Annotated in this window: 15 protein-coding genes; 10 read left to right on the top strand and 5 right to left on the bottom strand. The window is 52.2% G+C overall.

Features of this window, described 5'->3' with window-relative positions:
- Window positions 1-144: 144 nt before the first annotated feature.
- Window positions 145-1,431: a hypothetical protein gene (locus tag ACXAFR_RS01855; RefSeq protein ID WP_475171349.1), complete on the top strand. Its 1,287-nt coding sequence runs from the start codon at window positions 145-147 to the stop codon at window positions 1,429-1,431.
- Here the strand turns inward: ACXAFR_RS01855 and ACXAFR_RS01850 are convergent.
- Entirely contained in the window at window positions 1,428-2,315 is an 888-nt protein-coding gene (locus tag ACXAFR_RS01850; protein WP_475171346.1) for a LysR family transcriptional regulator, read from the bottom strand. The genes ACXAFR_RS01855 and ACXAFR_RS01850 overlap by 4 nt on opposite strands.
- A gap of 195 nt (window positions 2,316-2,510) precedes the next feature.
- Between ACXAFR_RS01850 and ACXAFR_RS01845 the strand changes: the two genes are divergently transcribed.
- The 9 genes from ACXAFR_RS01845 (at window position 2,511) to pqqE (ending at window position 9,325) form a co-directional block, all read left to right on the top strand.
- Window positions 2,511-3,617: an S-(hydroxymethyl)glutathione dehydrogenase/class III alcohol dehydrogenase gene (locus tag ACXAFR_RS01845; RefSeq protein WP_475171342.1), complete on the top strand. Its 1,107-nt coding sequence runs from the start codon at window positions 2,511-2,513 to the stop codon at window positions 3,615-3,617.
- Entirely contained in the window at window positions 3,617-4,468 is an 852-nt protein-coding gene (gene fghA / locus ACXAFR_RS01840; protein ID WP_475171339.1) for an S-formylglutathione hydrolase, read from the top strand. Before ACXAFR_RS01845 ends, fghA begins: the two co-directional genes overlap by 1 nt.
- 300 nt (window positions 4,469-4,768) lie before the next feature.
- Window positions 4,769-5,203 carry a GFA family protein gene (locus ACXAFR_RS01835; RefSeq protein WP_475171336.1) on the top strand — a complete coding sequence of 145 codons (435 nt, stop codon included), beginning with the start codon at window positions 4,769-4,771 and terminating at the stop codon, window positions 5,201-5,203.
- A 186-nt stretch (window positions 5,204-5,389) separates the two neighbouring features.
- Window positions 5,390-5,806, top strand: a complete 417-nt coding sequence (locus ACXAFR_RS01830; protein ID WP_475171330.1) for a hypothetical protein — start codon at window positions 5,390-5,392, stop codon at window positions 5,804-5,806.
- A 258-nt stretch (window positions 5,807-6,064) separates the two neighbouring features.
- The gene (gene pqqA / locus ACXAFR_RS01825) at window positions 6,065-6,139 is read left to right on the top strand and encodes a pyrroloquinoline quinone precursor peptide PqqA (RefSeq protein WP_299200213.1); all 75 of its coding nucleotides are present in this window, start codon (window positions 6,065-6,067) and stop codon (window positions 6,137-6,139) included.
- 79 nt (window positions 6,140-6,218) lie between these two features.
- Window positions 6,219-7,130, top strand: a complete 912-nt coding sequence (gene pqqB, locus ACXAFR_RS01820; protein WP_475171324.1) for a pyrroloquinoline quinone biosynthesis protein PqqB — start codon at window positions 6,219-6,221, stop codon at window positions 7,128-7,130.
- 8 nt (window positions 7,131-7,138) lie between these two features.
- On the top strand, window positions 7,139-7,894 hold the full coding sequence (gene pqqC, locus ACXAFR_RS01815) for a pyrroloquinoline-quinone synthase PqqC (RefSeq protein WP_475171319.1): 756 nt from the start codon (window positions 7,139-7,141) through the stop codon (window positions 7,892-7,894).
- Entirely contained in the window at window positions 7,891-8,181 is a 291-nt protein-coding gene (gene pqqD / locus ACXAFR_RS01810) for a pyrroloquinoline quinone biosynthesis peptide chaperone PqqD (RefSeq protein WP_475171314.1), read from the top strand. Before pqqC ends, pqqD begins: the two co-directional genes overlap by 4 nt.
- On the top strand, window positions 8,162-9,325 hold the full coding sequence (gene pqqE / locus ACXAFR_RS01805) for a pyrroloquinoline quinone biosynthesis protein PqqE (RefSeq protein WP_475171310.1): 1,164 nt from the start codon (window positions 8,162-8,164) through the stop codon (window positions 9,323-9,325). The genes pqqD and pqqE overlap by 20 nt, the downstream gene beginning before the upstream one ends.
- Window positions 9,326-9,334: 9 nt before the next feature.
- On the opposite strand, the gene hypF is transcribed toward pqqE, so the two are convergent.
- Genes hypF through ACXAFR_RS01785 form a run of 4 tightly spaced genes read right to left on the bottom strand, consistent with a single transcriptional unit; the run spans window position 9,335 to window position 15,489 of the window.
- Entirely contained in the window at window positions 9,335-11,659 is a 2,325-nt protein-coding gene (hypF, locus tag ACXAFR_RS01800; RefSeq protein ID WP_475171306.1) for a carbamoyltransferase HypF, read from the bottom strand.
- Window positions 11,659-13,104, bottom strand: a complete 1,446-nt coding sequence (locus ACXAFR_RS01795; protein WP_475171302.1) for a nickel-dependent hydrogenase large subunit — start codon at window positions 13,102-13,104, stop codon at window positions 11,659-11,661. The genes hypF and ACXAFR_RS01795 overlap by 1 nt, the downstream gene beginning before the upstream one ends.
- Entirely contained in the window at window positions 13,101-14,099 is a 999-nt protein-coding gene (locus ACXAFR_RS01790; RefSeq protein WP_475171298.1) for an NADH-quinone oxidoreductase subunit B family protein, read from the bottom strand. The genes ACXAFR_RS01795 and ACXAFR_RS01790 overlap by 4 nt, the downstream gene beginning before the upstream one ends.
- Entirely contained in the window at window positions 14,086-15,489 is a 1,404-nt protein-coding gene (locus ACXAFR_RS01785) for a PAS domain-containing sensor histidine kinase (protein WP_475171296.1), read from the bottom strand. The genes ACXAFR_RS01790 and ACXAFR_RS01785 overlap by 14 nt, the downstream gene beginning before the upstream one ends.

The following is a 15,489-nucleotide window of genomic DNA, read 5'->3' as shown; positions in this document are numbered from 1 at the left end:
AGGTCTGACACCGGATTCTGTTTTGCGCCACTGCGGTTTTGATGTTCTTCATGGCGGGTCGGGTGAAGGGTTATTTCCGACTTATTCCATCGTCATTCCGTGGTACCTCTCTTGGCTTCTCTGTTCTCATATTGTGTCCTGTTAATGGCACTGATCACCGCTTTCCTGGAAAGCGGTGCAATTTGGTTTTCGTGTCTTGGAGCAATTTTCTGTTTGTTGGCTGTCATTGCCGGATGGTCGCATACCCGATTGCCGGCCAAGCTCATTGCGACCGCGACCGTTATCGCCGGGTGCTTGGCGGTCACTCTCGATCCTGGATTACTGTTGCTAGCGACTGAGTCTGTGACGCGTCTGAGCGGTCTCATTCTGGCAGTCATGTTGCTGTCAAAAGTGCTGTCTCGGACACAAGCGTTGCGCAATCTGTCTGTAAGTCTCTTTAGTGGCAAATCGGTCTCCCGTTATCTTAGTCTGGTTTTTGGTACGGCTCTGGTTTCGGTGCCTCTTAATATTGGCTCCGTTGGCATACTGGGATCACTGGTCGCGGTTCAGAAGGAGCGGGAGGGAAGTTCTGCAGCGACACGGAATGCCGCTCGAGCGATATTGCGTGGCTTTGGTGCCGCACCCGCGGCTTCGCCTCTGTCGATCGGCGTTGTGGTAACACTGACGATGTTACCGGGCGTCAATAGCCTGCAGTTGTCGATGTTTTCTGTACCTTTCGTTGTGGTGATGTTGTGCTTGGGTTTGGCATGGCGTGAAAAAGAACCGCTAGATGGGAAGCCGCCGCCAAGTTTGGAGAGGCCCAGTTTACGTTCATGGATACTGTTTCCATTGATCATCATTGGTATCTGTCTCTGTGTTTTCTCGTTGACCCATCTAACAGACATCGCCTACGCCAATGCCGTCACTCTGGCTTGTGTGGGGGTTGTGATCCTGGCTCGACTGATCAATCTCCTGAAACGTCAGTTTCCTCCCGTGGCAAACTTTCATGGCAATAGTAATGAGCTCGCTATTGTTAGCGGTTCTGCGTTTGTGGGGGCGATCATCAGCGCTCTGGTTGCCGGACATGTCTTTGCCGCGGTTGAATTGCCAAGCTGGATCTGGCTACCGCTTTCAGCCCTGGTTCCTTGGTTGTTATTTTTCGGGGGGCTGGCGGCTGTTAATCCCATTGTGACAGGTACGCTGGCTGGTGGTATTTTGGGACCCCTCTGGCCTGAGGCTGCGCAGCTGGGATTAGCGATCGGTATGGTGACTGGTTGGGGGATCACCGCCTATGGAACACCGTATACCGCCAACGCCATCCTAATGGAAAAAGTCGCGGGTTATCCGGCTGGTGAAGCGTCTTTGCGCTGGAATCTTGGTTTGTCATTGACCTGTCTTACTTCGGCGTCGTTGCTAGCGGTCGTGTTGACCTGGGCGGGGCTTGCGTCTTAAAGATAGTCGACACTCTGGTAGTGTTGCGTCAAATGGTCGATAAATAGTCGCACTTTCGGCGAGAGATGGCGATTGCTCGGATAGATGGCCCAGACCGCGGTATCTCTTGGCTGCAGTTCGTCAAGGACCGTTAGGAGACGCCCATCCGTGATATCTGCGTGAACATAAAATTCAGGCAGTTGCACCAGCCCCAACCCCCGCTGAGCGGCAGCGAGCAGGGCGTGACCGTTGTTGCTCTGCCAGTTGCCGTCGACTCGTACATCGAGGTGGTGGCCGTTGGGTTCACGAAATCGCCAAGTCGATAGGGATCCCACCAGGCAGTTGTGATGGCGTAGTGAACGAATGTCCTCCGGGACCCCGTAGCGATCCAGATAGTGGCGGCTGGCGCAGACGAGCAAGCGCCGATTGGCAATTCGTCTGGCAATCAAGGATGAATCTTTTAGTACCCCTGCGCGTATCGCCAAGTCATAGCCTTCGGTAACCAGGTCGACCATGCGGTTACTAAAATCCAGCTCTATGTGTAAATCCGGATACTGCATCATAAAATTTGCGGCAACCGGTGCCACGTAACGTTCGCCGAATGCTCCGGCAACGGTCAGGCGAAGATTGCCTCTCGGCGTCTCCTGAGTGTCAATCAGCGACAGCTCAACTTCTTGCAGTTGGTTCACGATATCCGCGCAGCGTTCAAAATAGGCTCTGCCAGTCTCTGTGGGCGCCAATTTGCGCGTGGTTCTTTGCAGAAGTTGCACGCCGAGACGGTTTTCAAGCTGGCTGACTTGTCGGCTGACATAGGATTTGGAGACACCCAGTTGTGTGGCGGCGGTGGAAAAGCTGCCCATTTGAACAACGGTGACGAAAATCTCTGTGCTGTCCCAACGACTCATGCCAATAGTCCCTTAACAGTCATACCAATCTCTGATCTTTTTACATTATTGTTGCTCTGTAACAACAATGAGTTGATTGAAGAGTATATTATCATTCGGTAAGCAAGTATTTATAATTTTCTCACTGAGTGGCGTTAGGGGTGTTAGGCTTAATAAACCCGAAGTCCCACTACATAAGAACAGGAGAAATAACGGATGAAAACACGTGCTGCCGTGGCGTTTGAAGCGGGTAAACCTTTAGAAGTGATCGACGTCGATCTCGAAGGCCCCAAGGCTGGCGAAGTCCTTGTCGAAATCAAAGCAACCGGAGTATGCCACACCGATGCTTTCACCTTATCTGGTGATGATCCCGAAGGTGCTTTTCCCGCAATTTTCGGCCATGAAGGTGCCGGCGTTGTTGTTGAAGTCGGCGAGGGTGTGAAAAGTCTCAAGCCTGGCGACCATGTTATTCCTCTCTACACGGCAGAATGTCGCGAATGTGATTTCTGTCTAAATCCAAAAACCAACCTTTGCCAGGCCGTCAGAGCCACTCAAGGGCAGGGGTTAATGCCCGATGGCACCAGTCGGTTTTCCTACGAAGGCAAACCCATCTTGCACTATATGGGGTGCTCGACCTTTTCGAATTACACAGTTCTGCCGGAAATCTCACTGGCTAAAGTGCGTGAGGACGCGCCTTTCGACAAGATCTGTTACATCGGTTGCGGTGTAACAACCGGAATAGGTGCCGTCGCTTTTACGATGAAAGTAGAGCCTGGTTCGACCGTGGCTGTTTTTGGTCTCGGCGGCATCGGTCTGAACGTCATTCAGGGTGCCAAAATGGTGGGGGCAACCCGCATCATCGGTGTTGACCTGAACCCTGCAAAAGTTGAGTTGGCTAAAAAGTTCGGAATGACCGACTTCGTTAATCCAAAAGACGTGGATAACGTGGTCGACCATCTTATTCAGATGACTGGTGGCGGTGTCGACTACAGCTTCGAGTGTATCGGTAACGTCAATGTCATGCGCCAAGCGCTTGAATGCTGTCATAAAGGATGGGGGGAAAGTTGCATTATTGGTGTCGCGGGTGCCGGACAAGAGATCGCAACGAGACCTTTTCAGCTGGTGACTGGACGTTCTTGGCGTGGCTCGGCGTTTGGTGGTGCACGTGGCCGTACTGATGTGCCAAAGATCGTTGATTGGTATATGGAAGGGAAGATCAACATCGATGACCTTATTACGCATACGATGCCGTTAAACGACATCAACAAAGCGTTCGATTTGATGCATGCCGGTGAGAGCATTCGCTCGGTGGTACTCTACTGATGGCGGCCGAACAGATTGCCGCCAATACCTGCTTTGGCGGTCAGCAATTGCGCTTTAAGCATATGTCCACAGCGTTAGGCTGCGAGATGGTCTTTGCGATTTATCTCCCGCCCGAGGCGAGCCTGCCCGGGGCTAAAGTGCCCGTGCTTTACTGGTTGTCTGGTTTGACCTGCACAGACGAAAATTTTGTCACTAAGGCAGGGGCTCAGCAATTTGCTGCCATGTATGGTGTCGCCATCGTTGCGCCCGATACGAGTCCGCGTGGTGAAGGTGTGCCCGACGATCCCGATGGTGCCTACGATTTTGGTTTGGGCGCAGGGTTTTACGTCAATGCGACGCAAGATCCATGGTCAAAGCACTACCACATGTATGACTATGTCGTGAATGAACTGCCCGAAGTGATCAACGCGCAGTTTCCAGTCGATCCAGCACGCGCCAGCATTTTTGGCCATTCGATGGGCGGTCATGGTGCCTTGACCATTGCCCTTAAAAATCCAAAAAATTATCAGTCTGTGTCAGCTTTTGCGCCTATTGTGTCTCCCATCAATTGTCCCTGGGGGCAGAAAGCCTTGGGTAATTATCTTGGAGATGATGTGTCCAGCTGGAAAGCCTATGACACCTGTGAATTGGTGCGCAGCTCTACGGTCAGGTTGCCGGTGTTGGTTGATCAAGGAAGCGCAGATAATTTTTTGAAAGAGCAATTAAAAACCGGACTGTTGTTAGACGCCAGTATCGATGCGGAGTACCCCATGTCGATTCGTATGCAAGCGGGCTATGACCACAGTTATTATTTTATGGCGTCGTTTATGGAAGAGCACATTGCTTTTCACTCACGCTATTTGACGATTTGAGGAGCGGATCGGGCTGGCAATAGAGCTGGTTCCGATCCGTTTTTTTTTTCTTCCAATTGTCTGTACGAATTATTTAACGTCACGACCGGCCTCTAGCTGGGGTATCGGTACTCTACGTTGTTGCCGACCTTTCGCTGCATGGCGAATTAGGCGCCTGATTAACGTAACCATCTTAGCCGTTAGTCGCTAAGATGGTTGTTAACAGCTGCCAAGGTCTTTGTTTTGGCTCTAGTCGTGACTGCAAAAATTGGCTGTTTCCCTGTTGTATAACGTTAATAAGTAAGATAGAGGACTCAAAGCATGGCCAAATATACGGGTGGATGTTCCCACATTCATACTCAATCCGATAGCGATCCCATCGATAACCACACCTGTCACTGTTCTGTTTGCAAGCGTGTTACCGGTCAGCCATCAACCCACGTGGTATTTTTTAATTATTCTGACCTCGATGTCGACAATTTGGGCGCTCTCAATCGGCAGCCGTTCAACGATCAAAACCCCGATGGCCCTTTGGAACTTTGCACCTGTGCTGAGTGCGGTACGCCCATCATGTTGGACGATAAGCAGCACCGCATACGTGTCATCGTTCCCAACCTTATGGGACACGATACTGACAGCCTTCCGGCTACGTACCACGCGTTTTATGATGATTCGACGGGTGAAGCGAAACCCGCTGATGGTCGACCCGTGTACGAGGGGTTACGCCCAGAGTTTGTCTGGCCGCAACCCGCCTGACCGGAACTGCTAACCAATCGACAAAACGAAAAACTCGAATTGTCAATTTCTGTCAAAGCGACTCTAGCGAGTCGCTTTGACGTGGGGAACGAGAGCTGCTTCACGGAACCCCTTAGGCGATTTCATTACTTTGAACACTCACCATTTCGGTGCGGCACACAGTGCCGTGTAGGGGAGTGTAAGATTGTGATGAATCGCAGCGTTAGAAACTTTATCGTCAAAGATAACGACATTATTCGGCTGAGCCAGGCAAAAATGGATGCGTTTTATTTAAAGCGCAAAGAAGTTTTGCCTGAACACGCGGGCGAGGTGTTGAACATTGCCAGCGTTTTTGTTGAGCTGTATTACCGAAAACCTGTGCGCATTTTGCAGATTGATTGCATCCGGGCGAAGGTTGACGAAGTCGGCGCGCTGGATGCGAGTTATCAGCAGGAATTTCGAAAACGCATTGGATACGTCATGGACCCACCTCGCCAGAAAGTGGTCAATGGTGTTGTCGATGCGTCAAGTTTGTTTGATGCTCGTCGACTGGAGAGCAAATACCGCTGGCGCATGAGCGGCGAAATGTCCGTGCGAATTGCAGAAATACTGAATATCCAATAACCGGGTGGACTTTTGGCCGACAGTGACTGTCTAACCGGAGTAAATTTGTGTCAATAAGTCAGGCGTTTATGTCGACATCTGCGTATATATCCTGGCTTGTAGCACAGATTGGAAGTGGCACCGCTATCCTCCGAAGGGTGGAGTGCTTCTTACTTCCAATTCATCTATCATGGGTAGTGGTTAAAGCGAAACCTCGCTTTACGCCCTTGGTAAATGCCGTTAGGCTACAAATAACAACAGTACGATGAGGGTTTTAGTATGAAATGGTCCAAGCCAGCTTACACTGATTTGCGCATTGGTTTTGAAGTCACCATGTACTTCGCCAATCGTTAATCGATTGAAGATTTAGCAGATCGCCCCGCTCCGTCGGGGCGATTCTGTTTTAACCCACCTAAAATTCATCATAAAAAGAATGTTTATACAGGTCTTAGGCTCCGCAGCGGGGGGTGGCTTTCCCCAATGGAATTGTAACTGTTCAAATTGTCAGGGGTTTCGCAAGGGGACTCTCAACGCCCGTGCGCGAACCCAGTCATCCATTGCGCTGTCAGATGATGGCGAACACTGGATTCTATGTAATGCCTCCCCGGATATCCGGGCTCAATTAGCTGATTTTGCGCCCATGCAACCGGGAAGGGGCCTGCGCGATACGGGCATCGACGGTATTGTTTTACTCGACAGTCAGATCGACCATACGACGGGTCTGCTCAGCCTGCGGGAGGGCTATCCTATCCCTCTCTGGTGTACCGATATGGTCCATGAGGATTTGAGTACCGGTTTTCCTCTATTTAAGATGCTGACCCACTGGAACGGTGGACCTGAATGGCGCCAAATTATTCTTGGTGAGCCGTTTGTTATCGATGCCTGTCCAAATTTGAAGATCAGTCCATTCCCGCTTCTGAGCGCAGCGCCACCTTATTCCCCCCATCGGCATGATCCCCATCCGGGTGATAACCTCGGGCTGTTGGTGGAAGATCTTCGCAGCGGCAAAAAGCTGTTTTATGCACCTGGCCTGGGGCAGGCCAGTGAAGAGACCCTGGCAATTATGGCGGAAGCCGATTGCCTGCTGGTTGACGGAACCCTTTGGCATGACGATGAGATGGCTCGAGCGGGTGTCGGGACTCGAACTGGACGTGAAATGGGTCACTTGCATTTGAGTGGCAGCGGCGGCACGTTGGAGCTACTGGACACGCTCAAAGCCGAGCGTAAGGTCTTGATTCACATCAACAATACCAATCCCATTCTCGATGAAGATTCTGCTGAACACGCGGAAGTCTTAAGTCACGGCGTCGAAGTGGCGTACGATGGCATGAGTATCGAGCTTTAGGAGCAGATATGAGCAGTCAAAGCCCTCTGTCACGGGCAGAATTTGAAGAGGCGCTGCGAGCTAAGGGCGCCTTTTACCATATTCACCATCCATTTCATGTTGCCATGTACGAAGGCAAAGCCACCAAAGCCCAGATTCAGGGATGGGTGGCGAACCGCTTCTACTACCAGGTCAATATTCCGATGAAGGATGCGGCTATTATGGCCAATTGCCCGGATAGAGGCGTGCGGCGACTCTGGGTGCAACGAATTCTCGATCACGATGGTGCGCCCGGCGAAGAGGGGGGGATTGAAGCATGGTTGGCGTTGGGAAAAGCCGTTGGCTTGGACCCCGATCAGATTCGGTCTCAAGAGCTGGTATTGCCGGGGGTCCGCTTTGCGGTGGATGCCTACGTCAACTTTGCTCGTCGAGCCACCTGGAAGGAAGCGGCCAGCAGCTCATTGACAGAACTCTTCGCGCCGCAGATTCACCAGTCTCGGTTAGACAGTTGGCCCGCCCACTATCCCTGGATCGACGAGTCCGGCTACCATTATTTTCGCAGTCGCCTGAGTCAGGCCCGGCGAGATGTTGAGCACGGGCTTGAGATTACTCTGGATCACTATAAAACTCGCGAAGAGCAGGAGCGTATGCTTGAAATCCTGCAATTCAAACTCGATGTGCTTTGGACGATGCTCGATGCCATGTCCATGGCTTATGAGTTGGAGCGCCCGCCTTATCATACGGTGACGAGTGAGAGGGTGTGGCATAAGGGAATCCAGATATGACCTTTGATCGCAAACAAATTCCACGCTGGCGAGTAGGCTACCGCTTTCAGTTTGAACCCGCCCAAAATGGCCATGTTCTCTTGTACCCAGAGGGTATGATTAAATTAAACGATAGTGCGGCGGAAATCAGTAAACTCATCGACGGTCAGCGTTCGGTCGATGACATTATCCGTCTGCTGTCGGAGCAGTTTCCTGACGTACCCGATTTGGGAGACGATATCGACGGCTTTATGTTAGTGGCGGAAGAGCAACACTGGATAGAATTGCATGGCGGACAATCCGAATAATCAAGCGGAGTTGCCCTTGTGGTTGCTGGCAGAGTTGACCTATCGCTGCCCGCTACAGTGCCCTTATTGCTCTAACCCTCTGGAATTCGCAGGCTCTGGCAGCGAGTTATCGACCTCGGAATGGGTTGACGTTCTCACTCAAGGGCGAGCGATGGGCGCTGCTCAACTGGGTTTTTCCGGGGGCGAGCCGCTCACTCGGCCAGATTTGGCGGAATTGATCGCTGAGTCGCGTCGGCTGGGTTATTACACGAATTTGATTACGTCCGGGATTGGATTAACCGAAGCCAAAATTGCCAATTTCAAAACCGCTGGGCTGGATCATATACAAATCTCTTTTCAAGCCAGCGACAAAGAGGTGAACGACAGCATTGCCGGTTCCCGTAAAGCCTTCGCCAGTAAGCTGGCGATGGCGCAGGCGGTTAAAGCTCAGGGTTATCCGATGGTGCTTAATTTTGTCACTCATCGGCACAATATCGATCAGATTGATCGTATCATTGAGTTATGTATCGAACTCAACGCTGATTACGTCGAGCTGGCAACATGCCAGTTTTACGGCTGGGCGCATCTCAATCGAATTGGACTACTGCCAACGAAATCTCAATTGGATCGCGCTGAAGCTATCACCAATCAGTATCGCGAAAAACTAAAAGCGGAAGGCAACCCGTGTAAGCTGATTTTCGTGACTCCCGATTACTATGAGGAGCGCCCCAAAGCCTGTATGAATGGCTGGGGTAAAATGTTTCTCACCGTGACGCCGGATGGCACGGCGTTGCCTTGCCACAGTGCTCGTCAGTTGCCGGTAGACTTCCCCAACGTTCGCGATCACAGCCTGCATCATATTTGGTATGAATCTTTTGGATTTAATAAGTTTCGTGGTTATGACTGGATGCAGGAGCCCTGTCGTTCTTGCTCTGAGAAAACGGAAGACTTTGGCGGTTGCCGCTGTCAGGCCTATATGCTGACTGGAGATGCAACACAGGCGGACCCTGTGTGCGGTAAATCACCTCATCACGGTAAAATTCTGACGGCACGCCAAGAATCTGAAGTAGCCCAGGTGTCGATTCCTGAGTTGACCTACCGAAATTCGAAAAATTCTCAGCAATTTATTCCTGTCTTGGATATTGTCGATAACAAGTCAAGTTGACGCCAATTGCTAGGGCGTCATTTCTTTAAGCTGGTGCGCAGCAATCGCGGCTTGCCCCAAAGAAATGCCACCGTCGTTTAAGGGAAAATTTTCAGCAGTGAAGACTTGCAGCTTTCGCTTACGCAGCGTTATTTCAGTTTCTGATAACAATAATTGATTCTGAAAGACACCACCGCTCAAAACAATTGTCTCAATGCCTTGTTGTTTACTGAGACGTGTACACACCTGGTCAAGTACGGCAATCAGTGTCCGGTGAAAGCGCGCAGCCATAACTTCGATAGGACGCTTTTGAATCATATCCTGGAGTAAGCTTTGCCACATCAGTGGCCAGGTCACTTGATTTTCGGTCAAGGTAAATGGATAGGCTTGAATTGTTTCTGACCAGGCGTCACTGGCCAAAGCTTCCAACCGCATCGCAGCTTCGCCCTCATAGTGTATTTTATCCGTACAAATCCCCAGAAGCGCGGCAACGGCGTCGAACAATCTGCCCGCTGATGATGCAGATGGAGCGTTCATCCCACGAGACATCATGGTGTCCATAATGGACAAGTTTTGCCGATGGAGAAATTGAAAAAACGGGTGATTGCGTAGAGATGTCGTCCGTGTTTGCCAGTCTTTCAAGCGACGCAGGTGCGTATAGGTATTTCGCCAGGGTTGTCGCATCGCCATCGCACCACCAGGCATAGGCACGGCGTCAAAAGAAAAGAGTCTCTGACTAAGGCGGTAGTTGCATCGCAAAAATTCTCCGCCCCATATTTGTCCGTTGTCGCCATATCCCAAGCCGTCGAGCGCGACTCCCAACACGTCCCTAGTTGAATCTATGTTGTGTTCTACCATCGTCGCTGCAATGTGCGCGTGGTGATGCTGCACTTCTACAATGGGGACTTGTAGGCGTTGTGATAGCTCTCGTCCCCATTGGCTTGATGGATAATCCGAGTGACGATCGACGGCGATGGCGTCAGGTGAATAGTCGTAGAGATCCAAATACAAATCTACAGCGTGGCGGTAGGCTTTAAAGGCGGTTGCGCTCTCGAGATCACCGTTGTGTTGTGAAACGACAGCTTGCTGTTTATTTAGCAGGCAGAAAGTGTTTTTAAGCCCTGCGCCCATCGCCAAAACCCTTGGCGCGTTGCTGATCACTGAATTCGAAACATAGAGAGGTTGCGGAGCATAACCTCTAGCGCGCCTGAGCGTTTGTTGTCTGCCGTGAGTTGTTCGAACAACAGAGTCATCCAGCCGATTGATGATGGGGCGATCATGCAACATCAGCAGGTCGACAAGAGGGCCGAGTTGACGACGGGCTTCGTCATTGTCAATACATTGAGGTTCGCCGCTGATGTTGCCCGATGTCATGACCAACGGAAAATCCACGCAATCCAGAAGTAAGTGGTGGAGTGGGGTGTAGGGCAACATAAAGCCGAGATGCGACTGTCCCGGTGCCAGTTCTTCCGGCAGTGCCTCTCCGGCTTTTGGCAATAGGACCACCGGTGCGGCAGGACTCTCAAGCAGTATTTTATCTGCCTCGGTAACGTTTACGTAACGAGACACTTCTGAGATGGAAGATGCCATTAAGGCTAGAGGTTTCGCGTAGCGATGCTTGCGTCGCCTCAGTTCAGCAACGGCGTTGGCATCGGCGCCGTTGCACGCTAAGTGAAAGCCGCCAATACCTTTGATGGCCAGTATGCCGCCGTTTTTCAGTTGGTGTGCTGCAGTCAGAAAGGGGTTGTTCGCTGTCAATTTTTCAGAGAGACCATTCATATACTGTTCAAGCCACAGCGTTGGCCCACAGTCTGGGCAGGCAATAGGTTGCGCATGAAAGCGTCGATCAGCAGGATTTTTGTATTCTTCCTCGCAGGCATGACACAGGACAAAGTTCACCATACTGGTGTGAGCGCGGTCGTAGGGCACAGAGGTAATTATCGACAGCCGCGGTCCACAATGGGTGCAATTGGTAAAGGCATAATTATGGCGGCGCTCTTGTGTATCCCGTATTTCTCGCAGGCAGTCTGGGCAGGTCGCAGCGTCGGCAGCTACTCCAGTCTGAGTATTTCCGTCACGACTGAACTGGATATCAAAGGTGTTTGAGGAGGGTGAATCTGCAGCCGTTTCGACAATGATCTGTTCCAGTGTCGCAAGAGGAGGGCACTCTTGACGCACGCTGGTAAGAAAGCTTTGAAGTTGCTGTTCATCGTGTGTCCGTAGGACGATGCCCACACCCTGACCGTCATTGTATACTTCGCCAGTCAGCTGTTGTTTACGGGCGATTCGCCAAATGGTAGGACGCATTCCGACCCCCTGAACAACACCCGTGAGCCGAATCTTCCAGCACAGCATCAGTGCACCGTGCAAACCATGCAGGGGTCGAAGGAGCGAACAATATGCTGAATAGCAACAGGTTCTGTTTCCCCCTCTCGCTGAGGGGCGCCAATCAGGGCCTGTTCAAGTGCACCGCGTGTGCCGGTATGATCTCTCGGCGAAAAATTCCACGTCGTTGGAGCGACAATTTGATAGGTTTCCAGCTTGCCCTGACGAATTCGCAACCAGTGACCCAGGCTGCCTCGGGCAGCTTCGATCAAACCCGCACCTTCGGCGTCTTCAGGTACGGGGGCTTGATGACAGAATGCCTCCTTGGGTCGCAGTGCCTTGGCCCAGGTTTCCATGGCAGGTATCAGTCGGGCGGCCTCTAGGAGGCGGGCGATAATCCGTGTACGAACATTACCTCCTTCACGCAAAAGCAGATCGGTGATGAGCGGGTGACCATCGTTGGCTTGGCGCGCCAGAGCACCGACTTCGACAACTTGTCCATCCAGACGGGGAGCTTTACACCAGGTGTAGCCCTGGGGTTGATCCATGCTGGGGCGAGTTTCACCGAGGTAAGGGTGGGCAACCATGGATTTTGCTTCCATCCAGCTGTGGCTGATGTCTTCGGTAATCTTGCGCGGCTGTAGAGGTTTTTGTTTCCCTTGAAACCACACTCCGGAGGCGAACAGTGGTTTGTTGTCGATGGGATAGGCACCGAAACTCAGAAATCGGCCCGTCGCTTTGCCGAGCTGTGCCAGCTCTAAATCTTCCGCCAAGCGCAAAAAGTGTCGCAAGTCGCCATTTGATGAGGCTAACTGCCAGTGGTTTAAGGCCGCTGCAGAGTCGAGCTCGGCAAAGGATTCGAGGGAATCTCCATAGAGGGTATTTTCCAGAAAGCGCCGACAGCCATAGATCAAGGCCAGCAATCGCGTTCTTTCCTGAGACTCTACGGCGCGACTGCTCCCGCCGGGCTGCAGTGCGAGTGAATGAGGCCATTTACCGGCGAGAATGCCCATGATGTGAAGAAACTGGGCTCTCTGGGGAAGAAAGTCGCCGGCGGCGCTACCTTTATGCGCCTGAAATCGGGATTGAGTTGGTTGAAACCATGATTCCCTGCCATAGATCTCACGGGCGAAATCCGGCATAAAAAACAGATAGAAATGGGTCAGATGGTCGGTGATATTTTCATTGGCCAGGATGATGTTGGCAGCAAGCTGTCCATTTGTTGCAGGCGTCAAACCTTGAGCCTGGGCGATCGCAGTCGTCGCCGCAATTGATTGCGCCACCGAGCAGATACCGCAGATTCGCGGAACATACACCAAGGCATCGAGTGGATCTTTGCCTTCCAGCATCTGTTCAAATCCGCGAAACAGCGGTGAGGTTACCCAGGCATCCTGCACCTGTCCGTCGCTTAGTTCGACCTTGACCTCAAGATCTCCTTCGACCCGGTTAAAGGGGCCGATGATGCGCCGGCTCATTTGCGCGGCCCTTTTTTACCGGGAATGATTTTGATGTAGTCCTCAGTGGCGTTTTGGCGCAGCCGTTCTGGCGTAGCGGCTTTGGCCAACCCGGCCAAGGCAACGAACCAGGCCTTCGGCATATCGGTGGGCAAACCAACGGGGATACCGCCGATTTTCGGGGTTTTCTGAAAACTGTGTCCTGGCTCTTCAAACTCCGGCGCTGTGCAGTTGATGCATGCATAGCCTCCGCGCAAGCAGGAGCCGTCTCCGTTCCACAACCGAGTGTTGCAATCGCCTCTCGCCTGTGTCCCCAGGCAGCCCATATTTTCCATCATGCAGCCGAGATCTGATGGCCTTTCTGCGCTGGCTTTAAATTCGTAGAATTCGTTGCGAGGGCAGCCGTGATGTACCAAATGATCGGTATAACTGCGTGGGCGTTGCCATTCATCCCACGCCTCCGGTTGATCACCGTCCAAGCTGAGTTGGGCCAAGGTATCGGTGACCCAGCCGGGGTGCACGGGGCAGCCAGCAATGTTGACGACAGAACGGTCTGCGCCGCTGCGATACGATTCACCAAGAAGACCTCCTGGCGTTGTTCCGTCGTATTGTAAACCGCAGGCTTCTCCAGGGTTGCCACCGCCAGCGGTCATGCCGCCAAAGGCAGCGCAAGAGCCGACTGCAATAACGTGCTTGGCTTTGTCTGCCAGTGCTGCAATACGGTCTCTCATCGGGGTTCCATTCGGTAGCCGGTGAAACAAGCCCGTGCCATTCGGTCCCTGCATCACAGATCCTTCCAGGCAGAAAATATCCAGTGGGAGGTGCTCCGCAAGAACATCCTCTATCAGTTGCTCAAGTCCTCCTCCACTTTGCTCGCTGAGTGAGGGATGCCAGAGAAGATGAATACCCGCAGCATCCAAGGCAGTAAACAGGTCGGGATTTTCCGCCCCGAGTAACGACATGGAGCAGCCGCCACAACCACCGGATTGCAGCCAGAGAAGATTAAGTGGGCGCATGTGAGCCTGTCAGATTTTCTTTGGGAATTCGAAGCGTAAAAGTGGCGCCGCCCGCAGGGTTATTGGTTGCCTGCAGATCACCACCGAGCTCTTGTGCCTGACCGTAACTAATATACAAGCCCAACCCAGTGCCTTGACCCACCGGTTTGCTGGTAAAAAAAGGATCGAAGATATTGGCAAAATGCTCGGTTGGAATACCAGGTCCATTGTCGCTGATCTGCAAGGCGAGTTGATCCGCTTCGAGGACGCAGGACAGGGTTAGGCACGGAGAACTTGTGTGGGTCATGGCGTCGAAGGCATTTTGCAATAGATTGACCAGGATCTGCTGAATTTTGCCTTTGCTGGCGGTGACATCCAGTTCAGCGGGCAGTTGATCGTTCACGGTTGGTTTGGTCCGTGAGGCTCGGGCGACCCATTCAACGGTTTTACGTACCAAACCGGCGAGATCAAATAAGGCGGGCAGCTCTTTTTGGCCGCCGGAATAGCGTTTCAGATCTTGGACAATAACGCTAACCCGTTCGGCTCCCTCCAAGGTCCCTTCAACGAGCGGTTGCAGGTCCTGCATAATACGATGAATTTTCAGGTCGTCGAACAAGTCTTGCAAGGCTTCGGTGGAGGCTCCCTTTTGCACATCGCTCAGAAATAACGTGAGCTTTTGGCTGTAGCGCTGCAGGGCGAACATATTGCCGTACACAAAACTGATTGGGTTGTTGAGTTCGTGGGCGACGCCCGCGACAAGTCTGCCGAGTGACGCCATTTTTTCAGACTGCACCAGCTGCTGTTGCGTTCTCTGAAGCTCCTGGTGGGCAGTATTTAGCTCCTGATAGGCGCGCCGAAGCTCTCCGATGGGGCGGCCGATTAACACCAAGCCAACGCGGCGACCGTCTTGATCCAGGCGCTCGGAACAGCTCATAGCGAGCGCTATGGGGTGGTCGTTCACATCCTTAATCGTCACTTCGCAGTCGTTTACCTCAGATTGCAGGCTGTGTTGACGCAGGCGATCAAGAATGCCGGAATCATTGAAGATATGGCTTAGCGAATGGCCGATAAAATCGGCACTTGAGCGACCGCTAAGGGATTGTAGCGCACTGTTGATTTCCTGGATGCGCCCCTGACTGTCACTAACGATGAGCACATCTGTCATAGATGACAGGACGCTGTCGATAAACTGTTTGGCGGATTCCAGCGCAGCGTTTTTTTCTTCCAGCTGCAATTGGTGTCTTACCAGATCGGCGTAGACGGCATCCATTTTTTGGATGACTTCGATCCAGGCATCTTCAACTAATCCCGTGTCTGCACCCGCATCTGAAGGGGTTAACGATGGTGCTTCGACACCTGCTTGGTGAAGCAAGCCGGCAGCGAGCGTATCGTCTTCAGGAGAATCTGTCAT

The sequence above is a fragment of the Pseudomaricurvus sp. ABR4_320 genome, assembly GCF_056159445.1.
The sequence above is the reverse complement of the archived record's forward strand: the minus strand, read 5'-3'. Positions and strand labels throughout refer to the sequence as shown.

Bases quoted from the DNA above. Each gene is read 5' to 3' on its own strand.
- ACXAFR_RS01785 (WP_475171296.1), bottom strand. From the start codon at position 15,489: ATGACAGATTCTCCTGAAGACGATACGCTCGCTGCCGGCTTGCTTCAC.
- pqqD (WP_475171314.1), top strand. From the start codon at position 7,891: ATGACCTTTGATCGCAAACAAATTCCACGCTGGCGAGTAGGCTACCGC.
- ACXAFR_RS01835 (WP_475171336.1), top strand. From the start codon at position 4,769: ATGGCCAAATATACGGGTGGATGTTCCCACATTCATACTCAATCCGAT.
- hypF (WP_475171306.1), bottom strand. From the start codon at position 11,659: ATGCTGTGCTGGAAGATTCGGCTCACGGGTGTTGTTCAGGGGGTCGGA.
- ACXAFR_RS01790 (WP_475171298.1), bottom strand. From the start codon at position 14,099: ATGCGCCCACTTAATCTTCTCTGGCTGCAATCCGGTGGTTGTGGCGGC.
- ACXAFR_RS01855 (WP_475171349.1), top strand. From the start codon at position 145: ATGGCACTGATCACCGCTTTCCTGGAAAGCGGTGCAATTTGGTTTTCG.
- pqqB (WP_475171324.1), top strand. From the start codon at position 6,219: ATGTTTATACAGGTCTTAGGCTCCGCAGCGGGGGGTGGCTTTCCCCAA.
- fghA (WP_475171339.1), top strand. From the start codon at position 3,617: ATGGCGGCCGAACAGATTGCCGCCAATACCTGCTTTGGCGGTCAGCAA.
- ACXAFR_RS01850 (WP_475171346.1), bottom strand. From the start codon at position 2,315: ATGAGTCGTTGGGACAGCACAGAGATTTTCGTCACCGTTGTTCAAATG.
- pqqE (WP_475171310.1), top strand. From the start codon at position 8,162: ATGGCGGACAATCCGAATAATCAAGCGGAGTTGCCCTTGTGGTTGCTG.
- ACXAFR_RS01795 (WP_475171302.1), bottom strand. From the start codon at position 13,104: ATGAGCCGGCGCATCATCGGCCCCTTTAACCGGGTCGAAGGAGATCTT.
- pqqC (WP_475171319.1), top strand. From the start codon at position 7,139: ATGAGCAGTCAAAGCCCTCTGTCACGGGCAGAATTTGAAGAGGCGCTG.
- ACXAFR_RS01845 (WP_475171342.1), top strand. From the start codon at position 2,511: ATGAAAACACGTGCTGCCGTGGCGTTTGAAGCGGGTAAACCTTTAGAA.